At 70.8% G+C, this 18,822-nt stretch carries 18 protein-coding genes; 7 read left to right on the top strand and 11 right to left on the bottom strand.

The annotated features are described in order from the left end of the window. Positions 1 to 40: 40 nt before the first annotated feature. Genes G9Q37_RS02930 through G9Q37_RS02920 form a run of 3 tightly spaced genes read right to left on the bottom strand, consistent with a single transcriptional unit; the run spans position 41 to position 3,103 of the window. On the bottom strand, positions 41 to 835 hold the full coding sequence (locus G9Q37_RS02930) for an enoyl-CoA hydratase/isomerase family protein (RefSeq protein WP_166224324.1): 795 nt from the start codon (positions 833 to 835) through the stop codon (positions 41 to 43). 4 nt (positions 836 to 839) lie between these two features. After that, entirely contained in the window at positions 840 to 1,889 is a 1,050-nt protein-coding gene (locus G9Q37_RS02925) for an acyl-CoA dehydrogenase family protein (protein WP_166224321.1), read from the bottom strand. Then, complete coding sequence (locus tag G9Q37_RS02920; protein ID WP_166224318.1) at positions 1,886 to 3,103, bottom strand: acyl-CoA dehydrogenase family protein; 1,218 nt, start codon at positions 3,101 to 3,103, stop codon at positions 1,886 to 1,888. The genes G9Q37_RS02925 and G9Q37_RS02920 overlap by 4 nt, the downstream gene beginning before the upstream one ends. A gap of 124 nt (positions 3,104 to 3,227) precedes the next feature. Here G9Q37_RS02920 and G9Q37_RS02915 point away from each other — a divergent pair, with 124 nt between their 5' ends. Next, complete coding sequence (locus tag G9Q37_RS02915) at positions 3,228 to 3,929, top strand: TetR/AcrR family transcriptional regulator (protein ID WP_166224315.1); 702 nt, start codon at positions 3,228 to 3,230, stop codon at positions 3,927 to 3,929. An 81-nt stretch (positions 3,930 to 4,010) separates the two neighbouring features. Here G9Q37_RS02915 and G9Q37_RS02910 read toward each other — a convergent pair whose 3' ends face one another. Then, entirely contained in the window at positions 4,011 to 4,385 is a 375-nt protein-coding gene (locus G9Q37_RS02910) for a KGG domain-containing protein (protein WP_166224311.1), read from the bottom strand. 135 nt (positions 4,386 to 4,520) lie between these two features. On the opposite strand from G9Q37_RS02910, the gene G9Q37_RS02905 reads away from it, so the two are divergent. Further along, positions 4,521 to 5,393: a YihY/virulence factor BrkB family protein gene (locus tag G9Q37_RS02905; RefSeq protein ID WP_240936499.1), complete on the top strand. Its 873-nt coding sequence runs from the start codon at positions 4,521 to 4,523 to the stop codon at positions 5,391 to 5,393. A gap of 9 nt (positions 5,394 to 5,402) precedes the next feature. Here G9Q37_RS02905 and G9Q37_RS02900 read toward each other — a convergent pair whose 3' ends face one another. Then, positions 5,403 to 6,392, bottom strand: coding sequence for a helix-turn-helix transcriptional regulator (locus G9Q37_RS02900; protein ID WP_166224305.1), 990 nt, complete (start codon positions 6,390 to 6,392; stop codon positions 5,403 to 5,405). 173 nt (positions 6,393 to 6,565) lie between these two features. Between G9Q37_RS02900 and G9Q37_RS02895 the strand changes: the two genes are divergently transcribed. Then, positions 6,566 to 7,327, top strand: coding sequence for a sensor histidine kinase (locus G9Q37_RS02895; RefSeq protein ID WP_166224302.1), 762 nt, complete (start codon positions 6,566 to 6,568; stop codon positions 7,325 to 7,327). A gap of 12 nt (positions 7,328 to 7,339) precedes the next feature. Here G9Q37_RS02895 and G9Q37_RS02890 read toward each other — a convergent pair whose 3' ends face one another. From G9Q37_RS02890 to G9Q37_RS02870, 5 genes are read right to left on the bottom strand one after another with little or no spacing between them, the layout of a single operon-like run. After that, entirely contained in the window at positions 7,340 to 8,029 is a 690-nt protein-coding gene (locus tag G9Q37_RS02890) for a nucleotidyl transferase AbiEii/AbiGii toxin family protein (RefSeq protein WP_166224299.1), read from the bottom strand. Continuing rightward, on the bottom strand, positions 8,022 to 8,540 hold the full coding sequence (locus G9Q37_RS02885) for a helix-turn-helix domain-containing protein (RefSeq protein WP_166224296.1): 519 nt from the start codon (positions 8,538 to 8,540) through the stop codon (positions 8,022 to 8,024). Before G9Q37_RS02885 ends, G9Q37_RS02890 begins: the two co-directional genes overlap by 8 nt. A gap of 10 nt (positions 8,541 to 8,550) precedes the next feature. Further along, positions 8,551 to 9,525, bottom strand: coding sequence for a lysylphosphatidylglycerol synthase domain-containing protein (locus tag G9Q37_RS02880; protein ID WP_166224294.1), 975 nt, complete (start codon positions 9,523 to 9,525; stop codon positions 8,551 to 8,553). Next, positions 9,522 to 10,727 carry a cardiolipin synthase ClsB gene (gene clsB, locus G9Q37_RS02875; RefSeq protein WP_166224291.1) on the bottom strand — a complete coding sequence of 402 codons (1,206 nt, stop codon included), beginning with the start codon at positions 10,725 to 10,727 and terminating at the stop codon, positions 9,522 to 9,524. The genes G9Q37_RS02880 and clsB overlap by 4 nt, the downstream gene beginning before the upstream one ends. Then, complete coding sequence (locus tag G9Q37_RS02870; RefSeq protein WP_166224288.1) at positions 10,724 to 11,494, bottom strand: endonuclease/exonuclease/phosphatase family protein; 771 nt, start codon at positions 11,492 to 11,494, stop codon at positions 10,724 to 10,726. The genes clsB and G9Q37_RS02870 overlap by 4 nt, the downstream gene beginning before the upstream one ends. A 242-nt stretch (positions 11,495 to 11,736) precedes the next feature. Between G9Q37_RS02870 and mutS the strand changes: the two genes are divergently transcribed. The 4 genes from mutS to G9Q37_RS02850 are packed head-to-tail and all read left to right on the top strand — an operon-like array spanning position 11,737 to position 17,985. Next, positions 11,737 to 14,337: a DNA mismatch repair protein MutS gene (mutS, locus tag G9Q37_RS02865; protein ID WP_240936612.1), complete on the top strand. Its 2,601-nt coding sequence runs from the start codon at positions 11,737 to 11,739 to the stop codon at positions 14,335 to 14,337. Then, positions 14,334 to 15,161, top strand: a complete 828-nt coding sequence (locus G9Q37_RS02860) for a proteasome-type protease (protein ID WP_166224285.1) — start codon at positions 14,334 to 14,336, stop codon at positions 15,159 to 15,161. The genes mutS and G9Q37_RS02860 overlap by 4 nt, the downstream gene beginning before the upstream one ends. A gap of 13 nt (positions 15,162 to 15,174) precedes the next feature. Next, the gene (locus tag G9Q37_RS02855; protein WP_240936493.1) at positions 15,175 to 16,053 is read left to right on the top strand and encodes an alpha/beta fold hydrolase; all 879 of its coding nucleotides are present in this window, start codon (positions 15,175 to 15,177) and stop codon (positions 16,051 to 16,053) included. A gap of 9 nt (positions 16,054 to 16,062) precedes the next feature. Then, the gene (locus G9Q37_RS02850; RefSeq protein WP_166224282.1) at positions 16,063 to 17,985 is read left to right on the top strand and encodes a PAS domain S-box protein; all 1,923 of its coding nucleotides are present in this window, start codon (positions 16,063 to 16,065) and stop codon (positions 17,983 to 17,985) included. Here G9Q37_RS02850 and G9Q37_RS02845 read toward each other — a convergent pair. Next, entirely contained in the window at positions 17,969 to 18,802 is an 834-nt protein-coding gene (locus tag G9Q37_RS02845; protein ID WP_166224279.1) for an undecaprenyl-diphosphate phosphatase, read from the bottom strand. The two genes, G9Q37_RS02850 and G9Q37_RS02845, sit on opposite strands and share 17 nt — an antisense overlap. Between the last annotated feature and the right edge of the window lie 20 nt (positions 18,803 to 18,822).

The raw sequence follows: 18,822 nt of genomic DNA, 5'->3' as shown, positions 1-18,822 counted from the left end.
GTCTCCTGGGATGGGTGTTGGGGGGAGAAGGCAGGCCGGTTCAACGGCCGGTGAAGGCCGGCTTTCGCCGGTCGCGGAAGGCCCGCACCGCCTCGGCATGGTCGGCGCTGCGGTTGGAGAGGCATTCGTAGGCCAGGCCGGCGTCGAAGTGCGCGTGGAACAGCGCCTTGAGCGGCAGGTTGGTGGTGATCTTGGTGTAGCGGATGGCGATGGTCGCGCCCGCGGCAATGCGCTGCGCGAGCGCGTCGGTGGCGGCGTCGAGCGCGTCGCGCGGGTGCACCTCGGTGACCAGGCCGATGCGCTCGGCCTCCTGCGCGCTCAGCAGATCGCCGGTGAACAGGTACTTGCGCGCCCGCGCATAGCCCACCACCTGCGGCCAGATCAGCGCGCCGCCGTCGCCGGCCACCAGGCCCACGCTCACGTGCGGATCGCCGATCTTCGCGTCGGCCGAAGCCAGCACGATGTCGCTGAGCAGCGCCAGGCTCGCGCCCAGGCCGGTGGCGTGGCCGTTGAGCTTGCAGATCAGCGGCTTCTCCAGGTCGAGCTGGGTGAAGACGATGTCCTTGCCCTCGCGCGCCATGCGCTCGAAGGCGCTCGGGTCGTCCACGTGCGACTGCATCCACTCGATGTCGCCGCCCGCGCAGAAGGCCGCGCCCTCGCCGGTGAGCACGATCACGTCGGAGTCGGGGTCGTTCTGCAGATCGGTGAACACACGCGCGAGCTCGCTGTGCAGGCGGCCATTGACCGCGTTGCGCTGCTCGGGCCGGTTCAGCGCGACGGTGAGCACGCGGCCCTGGCGCGAGAAGCGCAGGCACTGGTAGTCGTCGAATCGCATGGGTTTACCTCGTCTCGGACAGGGGTTGGGCAAAACGCTGCAGGTGCTCGGCACTGCGGCCGAACAGCTGCTCGTCCACCAGCACACGGCGCAGGCAGTGGCTCACCGCGTATTCCTCGGTGATGCCGATGCCGCCGTGCAGTTGCACCGCCTCCTGGGCGAGCAGGCGGCCCTGCGGCGGGATGAAGGCCTTTGCCGCGTGCACCTCGGCCGCGCGCGCGGGCTCGCCGGAGGCCAGCGCCTCGACCGCCTGCGCGAGCACGGCCTGCGACTCCATGAGCCGCAGGTACATGTCGACCGTGCGGTGCATCACCACCTGGTGCTGGCCGATGGGGGCGCCGAACTGTTCGCGCGTCTTCACGTACCCGAGGGTGAGTTCGAAGGCGAGTTCCATCGCGCCCAGCGCATCGGCCGCCGCGGCCAGACCCGCGAGTTGCGCTGGCGTGTCGGGGGCCTGAACGGGCAGGGCTTCGGCCGCGCAGGCCTGCAACTGCAGCGTGGCCGCACCGCGGCCGTCGAGCAAGGGACAGGCCTCGCGCTGCAGGCCTGCGGCGCCAGCGCGCACGGCATGCCAGCGGCCCTGCACCTGCAGCAGCAGCAGGTCGGCGATGTCGGCGTCGGGCACCACCTCGCAGCGGCCCGTGAGGACGCCGTCCTCGGCGCTCGCGTCGGCGCCGAAAGCGCAGGCCACGCGCAGACCGCCCGCCATCAGGGGTTCAAGCCAGCGCGCGCGCTGCGCGCCGCTGCCGTGCGCACGCAGCACCTCGGCCGCGATCCAGGTCGACAGCAAGGGCTCGTTGATGCCGGCCGCGCCCGTGTGCCGCGCGAGCAACGCGATCGAGCCGATGCGTCGGCCCAGGCCGCCGTCGGCCTCGTCGCTGGCCACGCTGAGCCAGCCCATCTCGGCCATCTGCGCCCACGCCCCGGCGTCGAAGCGGCGCGATGCGGCGTCCATGCGCTGGCGTTGTTCGAAGGCGTAGCGCTCGCGCCGGTAGCGCAGCGCGGCGTCGCCCAGGGCGGCGTCGATCTCGTCGACGAAAGAATCGCGCTTCACAGTCCGAGCTCCGCCTTGGCAATGATGTTGCGCTGGATTTCGTTGGAGCCGCCGTAGATGGTGGCGGCGCGGCCGTGCAGGTACTCGCGCACCAGGCCCGGCCCTGCCAGCGGGCCCACCGCGCTGCGCGGCGTGTCGCCATGCACCAGCGCGGGGTCGTACACCGCGGCGTTAGGGCCGAGCCAGTCGATCGTGGCTTCGGCGATCGACTGCTGCAGCTCGGAGCCGCGGATCTTCATGAGCGAGGCGTCGGCGCCCGCGGGCTGGGTCGGATCCATGTGGCGCGCGGCCTGCAGGCAGTAGGCACGCAGCGCGTGCAGCTTGAGCCGCAGTTGCGCAATGCGCTCGCGGAACGCGCCGGCGTCCGGCCGCGCGGGCTCGGCGTCCACCAGCGCCTGCAGGTGGGCGAGCTGGCGCATCGAGCGGCCGGTCTCGGCGGCGATCACGCGCTCGTTGTTGAGCAGGAACTTGGCGCAGGTCCAGCCCTGCCCTTCTTCGCCCACCAGGTTCTGCACCGGCACGCGCACACCGTCGAAGAACACCTCGTTCACGTGGTGGCAGCCGTCCATGGTGCGGATGGGCCGCACGGTGATGCCGGGCGTTTTCATGTCGATCAGCAGAAAGGAGATGCCCTGCTGGCGGCGCGTGCCTTCGCTGGTGCGCACCAGGCAGAAGATCCAGTCGGCCCACTGCACGTAGCTGGTCCAGATCTTCTGGCCCGTGACCACGTAGTGGTCGCCGTCGCGCACCGCACGCGTCTTGAGCGCGGCCAGGTCGCTGCCCGCACCGGGCTCGCTGTAACCCTGGGCCCACCACTCGGTGCTCGACAGGATGGGGGGCAGGAAGCGCGCCTTCTGCCACGCCGAACCGAAGGTGAAGATGACCGGCCCCACGTAGCTCACGCCGAAAGGAATCAGCCAGGGAGCGCCGCAGGCCGTGCTCTCCTCTTCGAAGATGAAGCGCTGCAGCGGCGTCCATCCGCGGCCGCCCCACTCGCGCGGCCAGTGCCCCGCGACCCAGCCACGCGGAATCAGCGCGTGAAGGAAATCGAGGTAGTCCTGCTTCTCCAGGTACAGGTTGGCCTGCACCTTGGCGCGCACGCGCGCCGGCAACTCGCGTTCGCAAAAGGCCCGCACCTCGGCCCGGAAGGCCTCGGGGTCGCTCGGGTCTTGGGCGGCCGGTGTGACGGCGGTGAGGGGGTTTGGGTTCTGCATCGTTTATAAACTGAACCGTGGTTCATTACTCATTATTTGCAGAACCGGCTGCGGCGCACCTAGGGGAAACGCGAATGCGCGTGCGCCACCGCAGCGGGCCGGTGCTGCCCTAGGATCGACACCCATGAGCACATCGCGATCACGCCCGAACGCCGAAACGGACGCGAAGCGGCCCGCGGCGCGCGCGCCGCGCCAGCCGCGCAAACTGTCAGAGGCCTCGCTGCAGGCACGTGCCGAACGCGCAGCGCGCACGCGCGAAGAATTCCTGATGGCAGCGGCCAAGGTGGTGGGCGAGACCGGCTACCGCGACGCCTCGATCCAGCGGATCACGGCCGCATGCGGCGTCGCGCTCGGCACCTTCTACCTGTACTTCCCCTCGCGGCAGGCGCTGTTCGACACGCTGCTGCCGCACTTCGGCCTGCAGATGCTCGACTACGTGCGCGAGCGCATCGGCAACGAGGAGCGCTTCTTCGAAGCCGAAGAGATCGGCTTTCGCGCGGTGTTCGAGTACCTCTCTGACAACCCCTGGTTCTGGCGCCTGCTCAACGAGGCCGAGGTCGAGGCGCCCACCGCCTGGGCGCGCCACCACGCGGCGGTGCACGAGCGCTACATCCACTTCCTCAAGCGCATGAAGGCGCGCGGCGAACTGCGCCAGTACGCCAAGAGCGAACTGCCCACGCTGGCCGACCTGCTCATTGCGGCACGCGACTACGTCTACCGCACGCACCTCACCACCGCGAGCAAGGGCGCGCGAACCGTGCCCAACGCCACTGTGCGCACCTACCGGCGCTTCATCGAATCGGGCCTGGCCAACCCGGCCGCGTGAAGCGCCCATGAAAAATGCCCCGCTGGCGACACCAGCGGGGCCCAAGAGCGCGTCGGGCAGAACGCGCTCAGCGGTGATCGCTCAACGATCGTTCTTGTGGCTCTGGCGGCCGGCTTCGGCGTGCTGCTCGCTGCTGCCGCCGCGCATGGACGATGACGAGGACGAACCGCTGCGTTCGTTGTCGCTGCCGCTGCCGCGTTGGCCGCCGCTGTTGCTGCCGCCACTGTTGTTGTTGCCGCCACTGCTGGAGCCACTGCCGTGGCCGCCATGGCTCTTCGAGCCGGCCTCGCGCGCTTCTTCGCTGGTGAACTCGTGCGCGTTGCCGCTCGCATGGGCCGCGCGCCCGCCTTCGGCAGCGATCTCGCGCTGGCGTTCCGGATCCATGCCCGCAAAGCCGCGTTGCGAGGACTTGTCCTGGTTGCCTTGGTTGCTCTGGTTGCCTTGGTTGGTGGCCATGGGGTCTCTCCTGGTGTCGAGGTGGGAAGGAATCGCATGGGCCAATCGGCCCTTGCCCCGGTCTTGGGCAAGGCGCGTGCCTTGCCCCCCGGTGTAAAAAGGGCGCTCCCTGCCCTGGCCCAACAGGAGATGCCGATGGCTTCGTCCCCCTCCGCCCGGTCGACCCTCAAGGCCCTGCTCATCGACACCGTGCAGGCCTGGATCGACGAACGCGCCTCGAGCATGGGCGCTGCGCTCGCCTACTACACCGTGTTCTCGATCGCGCCGCTGCTGCTCATCGTCACCTCGGTGGTGGGCCTGTTCTTCAGCGAGGCCACGGCGCGCGCCGAGATCGTTGCGCAGCTCTCGGCGCTGGTGGGCGAAGACAGCGCGCGCACCGTGAACCACCTGCTCGAGAGCGTGAACCGCCCCGCCGCAAGCCTGCTCGGCACGGTGATCGGCGTGGGCACGCTGCTCATCGGCGCCACCACCGTGCTGGCCGAGCTGCAGCACGCCCTCGACCGCATCTGGCACGTGCCGCCGCAACGCGCGGGCAGCGGCGTGTGGAGCTTCATGCGCGTGCGCCTGCTCGCGCTCGGGCTCATGCTCGGCGTGGGTTTTCTGCTGATGGTCTCTCTGGTGCTGAGCGCAGGCCTCGCGGCGTTCGGCAAGTGGTGGGCGCCCTGGTTCGGTGGCTGGGCCGCGCTCGTCGATGGCATCAACTTCGTGTTGAGCCTGGGCTTCGTGACCGCGGTGTTCGCGATGATCTACAAGGGCATGCCGCGCGTGCGCGTGGCCTGGCGCGACGTGTGGCTCGGCGCCTTCGTCACGGCCCTGCTCTTCACGGTGGGCAAGGCCCTGATCGGCATCTACATCGGGCGCAGCGGCGTGGCCTCGGTGTTCGGCGCGGCCTCGTCGGTGGTGGTGCTGCTGCTGTGGGTCTACTACTCGGCGCAGGTGTTCCTGCTCGGCGCCACCTTCACGCGCGTGTACGCCCAGCGCATGGGCCGCTTCGTGGCGCCGTCCTGAAACCCGGTCTCAGCGGCCGCGGCCCAGGGTGTCGCCCAGCGACACCTTGTTCGACACCCCCAGGATGCCGTAGGCCTGCTGCAGGTAGGTGCGCACCGTGGTCGCCGACAGCCCGGTCTCTTTCGAGATCTGCTTGCTCGACAGGCCGCGCGCGTACAGCTCGGCCACGCGCAGCAGGCGCTGCGGCAGCACCGCGGCGTTGCGCGCGTCCCCGACTTCGATCCACCAGCCGCCGGGCACGCGCTTGATGCGCCCGGCCAGCCGGCCGCTGCGCCGGTGCATGCCCGCGGGGTCGTCGGTGAGCCAGGCGCCCAGGCTGGGGGGCCAGCGCATGCCGTCGTGGTCGGTGCAGCCTTCGGCCAGCAACTGCCCGGCCTGCACGCCGCAGAACGACAGCCGCCCCGATGCGTCGACCACCGCGAGCCGGTCGACCGCCATCGAGCGGTCGATGGCCTCGATCTGCGAGCGCACCGAACGCCACAGCAGCACGGCCTGGCGCGCGAGCGCATCCAGCAGTTCGGCGTCGGCCGCACCGAACGCCGGTGTGGCGGCACTGCGGTAGGCGGCCAGGAACAGCACCTGGCCCGTGATGGGCTCCAGGCGGCTGGCGATCACGCCCTGCGCCAGTCCGAAGCGCTGCGCCCAGTCGCGCACCGGCTCGGCCAGCGCGTCGCGGTCGGTCCAGACCATGGGCGCGCCGGTGTTCTCCACGATGGTCTGCGCCACACGGTCCTGCAAGGCGCAGTCGTGCCACCAGCGCACGAGTTCGGCCGGCAGGTCCACCGTGTTGGTGAGGAACAGCGAGGGCAGGCCGCCGGCCGGCCAGCTCCCCAGGCCCCACCAGGCGCCATCGAAGGGCAGACAGGACCGGGCGGCCAGCAGGCTTTCGCCGGGGTTCCAGCGCACGCCCAGGTCCACGCCGGCGTCGAGCGCGAGGGTCAGGGCCTCGACCGTCGGCACAGCGACGGCGGCGGCCGCGGGATCAGGCAGGGTCTTCATTCGCAGACGGTCAGCCGCAGAACTGGGCGGGCGCACAGGCGCTGCCTAGACTGGCCGGTTCGGGTGTGGGAAACGACATCTGTATCCAATTGCAAGCATGCTAGCGGCACACCGGTGCCGCCCTGTGTCACCGGCTTTCCGCCACGTCCAAACCGGCCAAACCGCACACCCCGATGGCGTCTTCTCGCGACTTTGGCAACACCCGCTGGCCCGGCGATGAGCCCGCCAAGGCATTGCCGCCCGCGCCGGCGGACACCGATGGCGCACCGGCACGCCACCCCTGGCGCCAGCTCGGCCAGGCCCTGGCGCACGACCTGCGCCCGCCGCTGCGCGCCATCAACGGCTTCGCGGCGCTGATCGCGGCCGACCCCGACAGCCGCCTGAGCCCGGACAGCCGCGAGCGCCTGGACCGCATTGCCAGCGCGGCGACCCAGCTCGGCGACATGATCACGCGCCTGCTCGAACTGGTGCAGGCCCACCACGCCGAGCTCGCGTGCGCGCCGGTGGACCTCGATGCCCTGATGGCTGCGGAGCAGCAGCGGCTCGCGCCGGCCCACCCCCACCTGCAATGGGTCTGCGAGCCGCTGCCCAGGCCGCATGCGCAGGCACCGTTGCTCACCCTGGCCGTGCGTGAACTGCTCGCGCACGCGGCCGAGCACGCGCCGGCCGACCGGCCGCACACGCTGCACATCCGCCACGACGCCGAACGCCAGGCCTGGTGCGTGCACGACCGCTTGCGCGACCTGCTGGGCGCCGACCCCGACACCCTGCTCGACCCCTTCCCGCGCACCGCGGCGCGGCCAGCGGGCCACGCACCCGCGCGCGGCCTGGCCGTGGCCGCGCGTGTGGTCGAGCGCCACGGCGGCCGGCTGTGGATCGAGGCGCGCAGCGGCTTCGGCGTGGCGGTGTGGGTTTACCTGCCCACGCCGGATTGAATGCCAGTGGCGCTACGCGCCCAGGTGCAGAGCGGCAATCCGCGTTCGCAGCGTGGCCTCCGGCACCACCATGTGCATGGCCTTCATGCACTTCTGCAGCCGCCCCTCGCGCTCGAGCAAGCCCTGCCGGGCGCGGGTGAAGGCCTTGTCGATCGCGCCCCCATAGGCGCGACGCGCCTTCTCCACGCCCGGCGCCGGCACAAGACCATCGGGCAGGAACATCGCCAGGTCAATGAGGTCGCGGCTCATCACCGCATCATCGGCGTAGCGATCGGCATTGGCCATGAGCTTGGACGCCACCAGATCTTCAGCGGCCATTCGCCAGACACCACAGATGCGGTCCTCAGGCAGGGGGTCTTTGAAGGCGATGCGGGCCTCGAACACGAGCTCGACCTTCACCGGTACCTCGTCGACCGCCACCGCCATGCGGATGCCGTACTGATCGACGAGGGGTTCGCGGCGCAGCTGCACCGGCCGCTGGAACAACCAGCCCGGGTCCTTCTCGCGCACCGCTTCACGCAGGCCCCGGTACCCGTCGATGGACGCGCACATGAAGTCGATGTCGACCGACTCCCGGTACTCGCCACACGACAGAGCGATCGCCGTTCCACCGCCGAAGAAGCAACGGTGCTTGAGCAGAAAGGCCGCGTCGATCGCTTCCAGCAGGGCGGCGATGCGCCGGTGGTGTTCGCGTTCAAACAAGCAACACCCCCTTGCCAATGGTGCTCGTGAGCTTGCGCAACAAGGCTGCTTCCTCGCCCACGATCTTTGCGGGTTCGATGTGGCGCCAATTGCGTTCGTACAGGCTCAGCACTTCCTCGGGGCTGAGCCGGGTGTCCGGATCGGGCAGATGCCATGCGGCCACCGAGCGCAGGTGCGGCAGGCGTTTGAGCGAGATGCGCCTGGGCAGGGCGGGCTTGCGAGGCGCCAGCAAAAGCGCATCGCGCCTGTCGTGCCCGACACGGTCGTCCCGCGCCAGCAGTGCAAGGTCACCGGCCATGCCCAGCGCGCCCATCACCCTCGCCAGCGTGCCCAGGCTCGTGGCCGCCGGCTCCCCCACTTCGAGCCGGCTCAGCGTGACGCGCGTGATGCCCGCCCGCTGCGCGAGTGCCTCGGCACTCCAGCCCCGCCGTTTGCGCGCCAGGCGCAGGCGGGCCCCGAGCTCCTTCAGCAGCGAAGCGCTTTCATCGGAAACGGCGGGATAGCTCGGCATGCAATGCATTTTATGCAAATCGCCTTCTTTTTGTATCTTGTTCTTTGCATCTTTTGTTCGTCCCGCGCTTGGGGTCTTTGCCCGCCCATTCGATGAGCCCGTACGCCGGCAAGGCCAGCGCCAGCGGCAGCAGGTAGTGCACGGCGCGGAACGCGAGCACCGCGGCGAGCGCCTCGTGCGTGGGCACGGCGCCCGCGATCGCGGTCACCACCACGGTCTCGAACACGCCCACGCTGCCCGGCACGCGCACCAGAATGCCCGCCACCGCAGCGAGCACGATCGCGCCCAGCGCCACCGCAAAGCCCCCCCGCCCTTGCAGCAGGTTCCACAGGCTCAGGGCCATGAGCAGCCAGTTGACCGCGCCCGCCGCCGCCTGCAGCAGGGCCAGCCGCGGGCCCGCACGCTCCAGCGTGTGGCGGCGCCATTGCAGGGTCTTGCGGCGCGAAACGCTGCACACGGCCTGGTAGGCCAGGGCCAGCAGCAGCACACCGGCCCCTGCCGCGCGCAGCGCCTGCGGGCCCGGGGCCCAGCCCGCCGACAAGGACGGCGGCGCCAGCAGCAGCACCAGCCCCGCCACCCAGCACCAGCCGACCCAGTTGGTGAGCACGCAGTGGCCCGCGATCTGCGCCACCGTGGCCGGCGGCAGGCCCCAGCGCGTGTAGAGCCGCAGCCGCATGCCCAGGCCGCCGATGAGCGCGCCCAGGTTGAGGTTGAAGGCATAGACGATGGCCGCGATGCCCCAGGTGCGCCAGCGGCCGATGCGCGGCTCGGTGAGCGCGCGGCCCACGAGGTCGAAGGCCGCATAGACCGCATGCGCGGCGGCGGCGATCAGCACCGACAGGCCGATCGTGGGCAGCGGCAGCTGCCTCAAGGCGCCGCGCACCTGGGGCCAGTCCACCTCGCGCGCCTGCACCGCCACCAGCCCGAGCACCACGGCCGCGACCAGCCAGGGCGCGCTGCGGCGCAGGGCCGAGGGCAAGTTCATGTCGTCTCCACCCGCAGCGGCACCACGCGCGCCGCCGGGTCCTGCCACCAGCGCGCCCAGCGCGGAAAGCGCCGCAGCGCATGAAACACGAAGAAGCTGCGCACGCCGATCCAGGCCGAGCGCAGCCGGCCCGGCGTGGGCAGGCGCACGGGCTCGCACTGGTGCGCCAGCAGCCCGTCGAGCGCCTCGCCCAGCGTGCGTGCGAAGACCTGGTCGCGCACCACCACGTTGGCCTCGAGGTTCAGGCTCAGGCTGGTGGGGTCGAGGTTGCTCGAGCCCACGGTGGCCCATTGCCCGTCGATCACCGCCACCTTGGCGTGCAGCGGGCGCTCCATGTACTCGTGGATGCGCACGCCGGCACGCAGCAGGTGCTCGTAGAGCAGCATGCTGGTGCGCCGCACCCAGGGCATGTCGGGCTGGCCCTGCAGGATCAGATCGACCTGCACGCCGCGGCGCGCGGCGCGGCGCAGGTCGCGCAGCAGCCGCCAGCCCGGAAAGAAGTAGGCGTTGGCGATCACGATGCGCTCGCGCGCGCTGCGGATGGCCGCGCGGTAGTGGCGCTCGATGTCGTTGCGGTGCGCGCGGTTGTCGCGCGTGACGAAGGCCGCCATGGCGCCGTCGTCCACCGGCGCGGCCGTGCGCGCCTGCCGGCGCAGCCGCATCCAGTGGCGCAGCCATTGCGCGCGCGCCGGTTGCGGCCGGTGGATGTTGGTGCGGCAGAAGGCCTGGATCTGCGACACCAGCGGGCCTTCGATGGCGACCGTGTAGTCGAGCTTGCCCATGGGGTCGTCGGTGAGGTGGTCGCGCGAGTAGTTGATGCCGCCCACGAAGGCCACGCGCCCGTCCACCACCACCAGCTTGTGGTGCATGCGGCCCAGCATGTTGATGCGCGTGCCGAACAGCCGGCGCGCGGGCTCGAAGGCGCGCAGTTGCACGCCGGCGTCGAGCAGCGGGCGCGTGAAGGCCTCGCCCAGGTCGGGCGAACCCCAGCCGTCGATCAGCACGTGCACCTGCGCGCCGCGCTCGGCCGCACGCAGCAGCGCGGCGCGCAGCTGCCGGCCCACGGCATCGTCGAACCAGATGAAGGTCTCCAGCAGCACCTCGTGCTCGGCGGCCTCGATCGCCGCGAACACGCGCGGGTAGTAGGCCTCGCCGCAGCAGAGCAGTTCGAACCGGTTGCCCGGCACCCAACGCGAGTTCATGGCGAGGCCTCCGGGCTGTCGAGCTCGATCTCGGCCGCGAGCGGGGCGTGGTCCGACAGGCGCGCCCAGGGGTGGCGCGGCAGCGGCAGCGGCCGCACGCCCTTCACGTCGCGCACATAGATGCGGTCGAGCCGCAGCAGCGGCCAGGCCGCGGGAAAGCTGCGCGCGTGGCGGCCGTGGGTGTGGCGGAACACCTCGGTGAGGCCGATGCGGCGCAAGCGCGCGTCGGCCTTCTGGCGCCAGTCGTTGAAGTCGCCGGCCACGATCAGCGGCTCGCCCGCGGGCACCTCGGCCTGCACCACCGCGCTCAGGGCCTCGAGCTGGTGCTGGCGGTCGGCCTCGAGCAGGCCCAGGTGCACGCACATCAGGTGCACGGGCGGCATCACGTCGCGGTTGACCACGCAGTGCAGCACGCCGCGCTGCGGCACGATGCGCTCCACCGAGAGCCGGTGGTTGCGGCTGTGCACGATGGGAAAGTGCGACAGCACCGCGTTGCCGTAGCTGTCGCGCGGCGCCACGGCGTTGCGGCCGTAGGCGTGGTCCTTCCAGATGCTGTCGGCCAGGAACTCGTACTGCGCGGCCTGTTGCTGCCGCGCGCCCGGTTCGCTGGCGCCGCGCACCTCCTGCAGGAACACCACGTCGCTGCGGATCGCGCGCACCGCCTCGCGCAGCTCGTGCAGCACGAAGCGCTTGTTGAACAGGCTGTAGCCCTTGTGGATATTGACCGTGAGCACCCGAAGGCTCCGGCCGTCCCGGTGCAGCGGCATGCCGCAACTCCTTCCTGGATCGACGATGGAAGGATGTTGGCCGCGCCTGCGCGGCCATGGGGCAACAGCGGGTAAAAGCGATGCGGTCGCGGCCAACGACGGCGGGCGCGCCGATTGACAGCCGGGGCGCGCGATGCTTGGGCGCGCCGGGCGGGCGGCCGCGGCGGATCGGCTAAAGTCTTCGGCTGTTTTTCGCGCCCGAGCCGCCCACCGTGACAGACCCCCTGGCCGCCCACACCCCCATGATGCAGCAGTACCTGGCCCTCAAGGCCGGGCACCCGCACACGCTGCTCTTCTACCGCATGGGGGACTTCTACGAGCTGTTCTACGAAGACGCCGAGAAGGCGGCGCGGCTGCTCGACATCACGCTGACCCAGCGCGGCCAGTCGGCGGGGCGGCCGGTGGTGATGGCGGGCGTGCCCTTCCACTCGGTCGACACCTACCTCGCGCGGCTCATCAAGCTCGGCGAATCGGTGGCCATCTGCGAGCAGGTGGGCGACGTGGCCACGGCCAAGGGCCCGGTGGAACGCAAGGTGGTGCGCGTGGTCACGCCCGGCACGCTGACCGACGCCGAGCTGCTGTCCGACAAGAGCGAGTCGCTGCTGATGGCGGTGCATGCGGGCGCGCGCACCGGCTGCGGTCTGGCCTGGCTCTCGCTCACCCAGGGCATCGTGTTCCTGGCCGAGTGCGAGAGCGACGAACTCGCCGACTGGGTCGCGCGCGTCGCGCCCGGTGAGCTCATCTACAGCGCCGACAGCACGCCCGCCTTCGAGCAGCGCGTGCAGGCGCTCGCGGGCCAGCCCACGCCGCAGGGTGGCAAGCTGGTGGCGGTGCTGCGCCCGGCCTGGGCCTTCGACGCCGCCCTGGGCGAGCGCAAGCTGCTCGATCAGCTGCAGGCCGCGAGCCTGGCCGCCTGGGGCGCCGAGGGCCTGGCCCCGGCGCACGCGGCCGCGGGCGCGCTGCTGGCCTATGCCGAGCACACGCAGGGCCGCGCGCTCGCGCACGTGCGCAGCCTGCAGGTGGCGCGCGCCGACGAGCGCATCGACCTGCCACCCAACACGCGCCGCAACCTCGAGCTGGTGCAGACGCTGCGCGGCGAGAGCAGCCCCACGCTGTTTTCGCTGCTGGACACCTGCGCCACCGGCATGGGCAGCCGCGCGCTGCGCCAGTGGCTGCTCGAACCCCGGCGCGACCGCAGCGAGGCGCGCGCGCGCCTGGGCGCGATCGCCGCGCTGCGCTCGGGAGCGTGGCAGGCGCTGCGCGCCCGGCTCAAGGGCTGCAGCGACGTCGAGCGCATCACCGCGCGCACCGCGTTGCGCCAGGCCAAGCCGCGCGAGCTCGTGGGCCTGGGGCTCACGCTCGCGCGCGCGGCCGAACTCGCGCAGGCGCTCGCGCCGCTGGGCACCGACGCCCTGCTCGCGCAGACCGCGCAGCACCTGCAGCCGCCCGCGGGCTGCGCCGAACTGCTGCAGCGCGCGCTGCTGCCCGAGCCCGCGGCGCTGGTGCGCGACGGCGGCGTCATCGCCGACGGCTTCGACGCCGAGCTCGACGAGCTGCGCGGCATCCAGAACCACAGCGATGCGTTCCTGATCGAGCTCGAGGCGCGCGAGCGCGCGCGCACCGGCATCGCCAACCTGCGCGTGCAATTCAATCGCGTGCACGGCTTCTACATCGAGGTCACCCAGGGCCAGCTCGACCGCGTGCCCGACGACTACAAGCGCCGCCAGACGCTCAAGAACGCCGAGCGCTTCATCACCCCCGAGCTCAAGGCCTTCGAAGACAAGGCCTTGTCGGCGCAGGAGCGCGCGCTGGCGCGCGAGAAGTGGCTGTACGAGCGGCTGCTCGACGACCTGCAGCCCTTCATCGATGCGCTCACGCGCCTGGCGCGCGCGCTCGCCACGCTCGATGCGCTGTGCGCCCTCACCGAGCGCGCGCTCACGCTCAACTGGTGCGCGCCCAGCTTCACCAGCGAACCGGGCATCGAGATCCGCGGCGGCCGCCACCCGGTGGTGGAGGCGCGGCTGGCCGAGACCACCAGCGGCGGCTTCATCGCCAACGACACCGTGCTCACGCCCAAGTCGCGCATGCAGGTCATCACCGGCCCCAACATGGGCGGCAAGAGCACCTACATGCGCCAGGTGGCGGTGATCGTGCTGCTCGCGAGCATGGGCAGCCACGTGCCCGCGAGCGCCTGCCGCCTCGGGCCCATCGACGCCATCCACACCCGCATCGGCGCGGCCGACGACCTCGCCAACGCGCAGTCGACCTTCATGGTCGAGATGACCGAGGCGGCGCAGATCCTGCACGCGGCCACGCCCAACAGCCTGGTGCTGATGGACGAGATCGGCCGCGGCACTTCCACCTTCGACGGCCTGGCACTGGCCGGCGGCATCGCAGCCCACCTGCACGACAAGGCGCGCTGCTTCACGCTGTTCGCCACGCACTACTTCGAGCTCACCGAATTCCCGGCCACGCACCACGCGGCCGTGAACGTGCACGTGAGTGCCACCGAAGGCGGCAGCAAGGGCATCGTGTTCCTGCACCAGATCGAACCCGGCCCTGCCAGCCGCAGCTACGGCATCCAGGTGGCGCGGCTGGCCGGCGTGCCCGCGCCCGTGGTGCAGCACGCGCGCCATGCGCTCGCGGCGCTCGAGGCCCACAGCGCCGAGCAACAGACCCAGGTCGACCTGTTCGCACCGCCCCCCGTGGCCGAAGCGCCCGAGGTGCACCCCGCGGTGGCCGCCCTCGCGGCCCTCGACCCCGACACCCTGAGTCCGCGCGACGCGCTGGACCAGCTCTACCAACTCCGCAAGCTCGTCCAGCAGACGGGAGAAATCCAATGACCTATTGCGTCGCCGTGAAGATCAAGGCCGGCATGGTGTTCCTGTCGGACTCGCGCACCAACGCGGGCCTCGACCAGATCAGCAGCTTTCGCAAGATGATCGTCTACGAGAAGGCGGGCGACCGCTTCATGTGCCTGCTCTCGGCGGGCAACCTGAGCATCTCGCAGTCGGTTCGCGAGATCCTGCAGGTCGAGCAGCTCGACGACCACGAGGGCGGCGAGCCCATCACCATCTGGAACGCGCGCAGCATGTTCGACGCCGCGCGCGTGCTGGGTTCGGCGGTGCGCCACGTGTGGCACCGCGACGGCGAGGCGCTGCAGCGCGCGGGCGTCGACTTCAACGTCTCCATGATCCTGGGCGGCCAGATCCGCGGCGAGGGCATGCGGCTGTTCCAGGTGTATTCGGCGGGCAACTTCATCGAGGCCACGGCCGAGACGCCCTTCTTCCAGATCGGCGAGTCGAAGTACGGCAAGCCCGTGCTCGACCGCGTGATCAACCCCGACACCGGGCTCGACGAGGCCGCCAAGTGCGCGCTGGTGTCCATGGACTCCACGCTCAAGTCCAACCTGTCCGTGGGCCTGCCGCTGGACATGGTGGTCTACGAGGCCGACAAGCTCGCCACCGACAAGGTGGTCTGCATCGACGACAACAACCCCTACTTCCGCATGGTGCGCAACTCGTGGGGCCAGCGCCTGCGCGAGGTGTTCGACAGCCTCGAGGACCCGACCTGGGACGACGCCCACACCGAGGTGCCGCTGCTCACGCGCGCCGACCGGCACGGCCCGGTCAAGAAGATCACCAACCCGCGCGAGAAGCTGATCTGAGCCCGCCCGCGCCGTGTCCCTGATCGTCTTCTCGCACGCCAACAGCTTTCCCGCCGGCACCTACCAGCTGCTGTTTCGCAGCCTGCGCGCGCGCGGCCACACGGTGCGCGCGCCCGAGCGCTTCGGCCACGACCCGCGCTACCCGGTCACGAGCAACTGGCCGCACCTGGTGCAGCAGCTGGCCGACTTCGCCAGCGCCGAGGCCGAACAGGCGCGCCAGGACCTGTGGCTCGTGGGCCATTCGCTGGGCGGCTTCCTGAGCCTCATGTGCGCGGCGCGCCACCCGCGGCTGGGCGGCCAGCGCGTGCGCGGCGTGGTGCTGATCGACTCGCCCGTGCTCGGCGGCTGGCGCGCGCGCACGCTCGAACTCATCAAGCGCACCCAGCTCGTGGGCGCGGTGTCGCCCGGCCGCGTGAGCCGGCGCCGGCGCCACCAGTGGCCCGATGCCGCCGCGGTGATCGAGCACCTGCGGCACAAGCGCGCTTTCGCGCACTGGCACCCCCAGTGCCTGCAGGACTACGTGGACCACGGCACGCACGAGGCCGACACGCCCCAGGGCCGCCAGCGCGTGCTGAGCTTCACGCGCGAGGTCGAGACCGCCATCTACAACACGCTGCCGCACAACCTCGACCGGCTGCTGCGCCGCCACCCGCTGCAGTGCCCGGTGGGCTTCATCGGCGGCACGCGCTCGCTCGAGATGCAGCAGGTGGGCATGGCCATGACGCACCGGCTGGTGGGCGGGCCCGGCTCGCCGCGGCTGCGCATGGTCGAAGGCAGCCACCTGTTTCCCATGGAGCGGCCCATCGAGACCGCGGCCACGCTCGACGAACTGCTGCGCGCGATGGCCGGCCCTAGGGGATTTCCCACCTGCGGGCCGCAGGCGGCGGTGTAACCTGAGCCCGTGAACCCCACCGCCCGCCCAGCGCCTGACGAAGCCCTGCCGCCGCAAGGCTGGCTCGGCCGCCTTGCCGACTGGCAGCCGCAGCGCCACCCCTGGTGGCTGCGTGCCGCGGTGGCCGTGGTGCTCACGGTGCTCGCCACCTGGATGCGCATGGCGCTGGCGCCCGCGGAATCGGGCGGCCGCTTCGTCACCATCACGCTCGCGGGCGCGGTGTGCGCGCTCTACGGCGGCTTTCGTGTCGGCATGCTCAGCACGGTGCTGGGCATGCTCATGGTCAATTACCTCATGGTCAAGCCCTACTTCAGCCTGGCCATCAGCGACCCGCGCGAAGCCCTGTGGCTCAACTTCTGGTTCCTGTTGACACAGACCGTGGTGGTCGGCTCGATCGGCCTGATGCAGCGCCACAACCGCCTGCTGCGCGCCTCCATCGAACTCGCGCAGCAAAGCCAGCGCCAGATGCTCGACAACTTCGAGCACAGCGCCACCGGCATGGCCCACACCACGCTCGACGGACGCTGGCTGCGCGTGAACCAGACCTACTGCGACCTGATCGGCTACACCCGCGACGAATTCATGCGCACCCACTGGCGCGAATTCACCCACCCCGACGACCTGGGGCTCGACCAGGCCAATCTCGCGCGCGTCATCAGCGGCGAGATCGACACCTACACGCTCGAGAAGCGCTACATCCACCGCGAGGGCCGGGTGGTCTGGGTGCTGCTGAGCATCTCGCTGATGCGAAAGCCCGACGGCTCGCCCGACTACGAGATCGTGGTGGTGCAGGACATCACGCGCCGAAAGGCCGCCGAGCAGGCGCTGCGCACCAGCGAGCGGCTGCTGTGGCAGGCCCAGCAGCTCGCGGGCATGGCGAGCTGGGTCTACGACGCGCGCGAGCGCCTGTTCACCGTGCTCGGCGAATCCGACCGGGCGCTGGGCCTGCCCGGCACCCGCTTCAGCGACGTCGAGATGCTCGAGCGCACGCACCCCGACGACCGCGACCGCGTGCGCCATCGCTGGGCTGCCGCGATCCGCACCGGCGCGCGCTACGACATCGAATACCGGCTGCGTTTCGGTGAGGACTGGCACTGGTACCTGGTGCGTGGCGAGTTCGAACGCGACGCGCAGGGCCGCGTCACCAACGGCATCGGCACGGTGCTCGACATCACGCAGCGCAAGCTCGCCGAGCTGCACATCACCGAGCTCAACGCCTCGCTGGAGTCGCGCATCCAGGAACGCACCCAGGCCCTGCGCGCGGCCTACGACGAGCTCGAAAGCTATTCGTACGCGGTGGCGCACGACCTGCGCTCGCCGCTGCGCATCATCAACGGCTTCGCCCAGGCGCTCGACGAAGACAACCCCGCGCTCAGCGACGACAGCCGCAAGCACCTCGAACGCATCCGAGAGGCGAGCAAGAAAATGGGCGAGCTGATCGACGGCCTGCTCAAGCTCGCGCAGATGGCGCGCGGCGAGCTGCAGCGCGAACCGGTCGACCTGTCGGCGGTGGCCACCCGGCAGCTGCGCGAACTCGCGGCCAGCGAGCCCGAGCGCAAGGTCGACTGGCACGTGGAGCCCGGCCTGCTCGCCATGGCCGACCCGCCGCTGGTGGAAGCGCTGCTGCAGAACCTGCTGCACAACGCCTGGAAGTACACCGGCTGCACGCCGCACGCGCGCATCCATGTGGGCCTGCACACCGCGGACGGCGCACGCGAGTTCGTGGTGGCCGACAACGGCGCGGGCTTCGACATGGCGCGCGCGGACAAGCTGTTCCAGCCCTTCCAGCGCCTGCACATGCCGCACGAGTTCAAGGGCCTGGGCATCGGCCTGGCGACGGCGCGGCGCATCGTGCTGCGCCACGGCGGCGAGCTGCGCGCCGAGGCCGCGCCGGGCCAGGGCGCGCGTTTCTACTTCACGCTGTCCAGTTGATCCAGCCGCCCCAGGCGGTCACGAGGATCAGCACGCCGAAGGCGATGCGGTACCACGCGAAAGGCACGAAGGTGTGCGTGGACACGAAGCGCAGCAGCCAGCGCACGCACAGCCACGCCGACAGCCAGGACACGAACAGGCCGGTGGCGAAAAACGGCAGGTCGGCCGCGGTGAGCAGGTCGCGGTGCTTGTACAGATCGAGCACGGCCGCGCCCATGAGCACCGGCAGCGCGAGGAAGAAGCTGAACTCGGTGGCCGCGCGGCGGCTGCAGCCCACCACCATGCCGCCCATGATGGTCGCGCCCGAGCGGCTCACGCCGGGCACCAGCGCCAGGCACTGGATCAGGCCCACCTTGAGCGCGTCGGTCCAGCGCAGGTCGTCGATGGTCTGCACATGCACCGGCGCGCCGCGCGCGTGGCGCGCCTCCACCCACAACATCACGAAGCCGCCGAGGATGAAGCTCGTCGCCACCACCACGGGGTTGAACAGCACGCTCTTGATCACGCCGATGAAGAGGAAGCCCAGCACCGCCGCGGGCAGGAAGCCGATCAGCACGTTGGCCGTGAAGCGGCTGGCCACCGCGTCGCCCGCGGGCAGGCCGCGCAGCGTGCTCAGGATGCGCTGCGCATAGACCGACAGGATCGCGAAGATCGCGCCCACCTGGATCACCACCTCGAACAGCTTGGCCTTTTCGTCGTGCAGGCCGAGCAGCGTGCCCGCCAGGATGAGGTGGCCCGTGGACGAGACGGGCAGGAACTCGGTGAGGCCTTCGACCACGCCCATGAGGGCGGCCTTGATCAACAGAATCGGGTCCATGCGCTGAGCGGTGAGTGAAA

Source organism: Hydrogenophaga crocea (assembly GCF_011388215.1).
In the GTDB taxonomy this organism is placed as follows: Bacteria; Pseudomonadota; Gammaproteobacteria; order Burkholderiales; family Burkholderiaceae_C; genus Hydrogenophaga; species Hydrogenophaga crocea.
Note: the sequence above shows the minus strand (reverse complement) of the source record. Positions and strands in the feature narration are given on the sequence as shown.

Excerpts from the sequence above, each read along its gene's own strand:
- G9Q37_RS02930 (WP_166224324.1), bottom strand. The coding sequence starts at position 835 with ATGCGATTCGACGACTACCAGTGCCTGCGCTTCTCGCGCCAGGGCCGC.
- G9Q37_RS02845 (WP_166224279.1), bottom strand. The coding sequence starts at position 18,802 with ATGGACCCGATTCTGTTGATCAAGGCCGCCCTCATGGGCGTGGTCGAA.
- clsB (WP_166224291.1), bottom strand. The coding sequence starts at position 10,727 with ATGAACTCGCGTTGGGTGCCGGGCAACCGGTTCGAACTGCTCTGCTGC.
- G9Q37_RS02900 (WP_166224305.1), bottom strand. The coding sequence starts at position 6,392 with ATGAAGACCCTGCCTGATCCCGCGGCCGCCGCCGTCGCTGTGCCGACG.
- G9Q37_RS02915 (WP_166224315.1), top strand. The coding sequence starts at position 3,228 with ATGAGCACATCGCGATCACGCCCGAACGCCGAAACGGACGCGAAGCGG.
- G9Q37_RS02905 (WP_240936499.1), top strand. The coding sequence starts at position 4,521 with ATGGCTTCGTCCCCCTCCGCCCGGTCGACCCTCAAGGCCCTGCTCATC.
- G9Q37_RS02880 (WP_166224294.1), bottom strand. The coding sequence starts at position 9,525 with ATGAACTTGCCCTCGGCCCTGCGCCGCAGCGCGCCCTGGCTGGTCGCG.
- G9Q37_RS02870 (WP_166224288.1), bottom strand. The coding sequence starts at position 11,494 with ATGCCGCTGCACCGGGACGGCCGGAGCCTTCGGGTGCTCACGGTCAAT.
- G9Q37_RS02860 (WP_166224285.1), top strand. The coding sequence starts at position 14,334 with ATGACCTATTGCGTCGCCGTGAAGATCAAGGCCGGCATGGTGTTCCTG.
- G9Q37_RS02920 (WP_166224318.1), bottom strand. The coding sequence starts at position 3,103 with ATGCAGAACCCAAACCCCCTCACCGCCGTCACACCGGCCGCCCAAGAC.
- G9Q37_RS02910 (WP_166224311.1), bottom strand. The coding sequence starts at position 4,385 with ATGGCCACCAACCAAGGCAACCAGAGCAACCAAGGCAACCAGGACAAG.
- G9Q37_RS02895 (WP_166224302.1), top strand. The coding sequence starts at position 6,566 with ATGGCGTCTTCTCGCGACTTTGGCAACACCCGCTGGCCCGGCGATGAG.
- G9Q37_RS02885 (WP_166224296.1), bottom strand. The coding sequence starts at position 8,540 with ATGCCGAGCTATCCCGCCGTTTCCGATGAAAGCGCTTCGCTGCTGAAG.
- mutS (WP_240936612.1), top strand. The coding sequence starts at position 11,737 with ATGATGCAGCAGTACCTGGCCCTCAAGGCCGGGCACCCGCACACGCTG.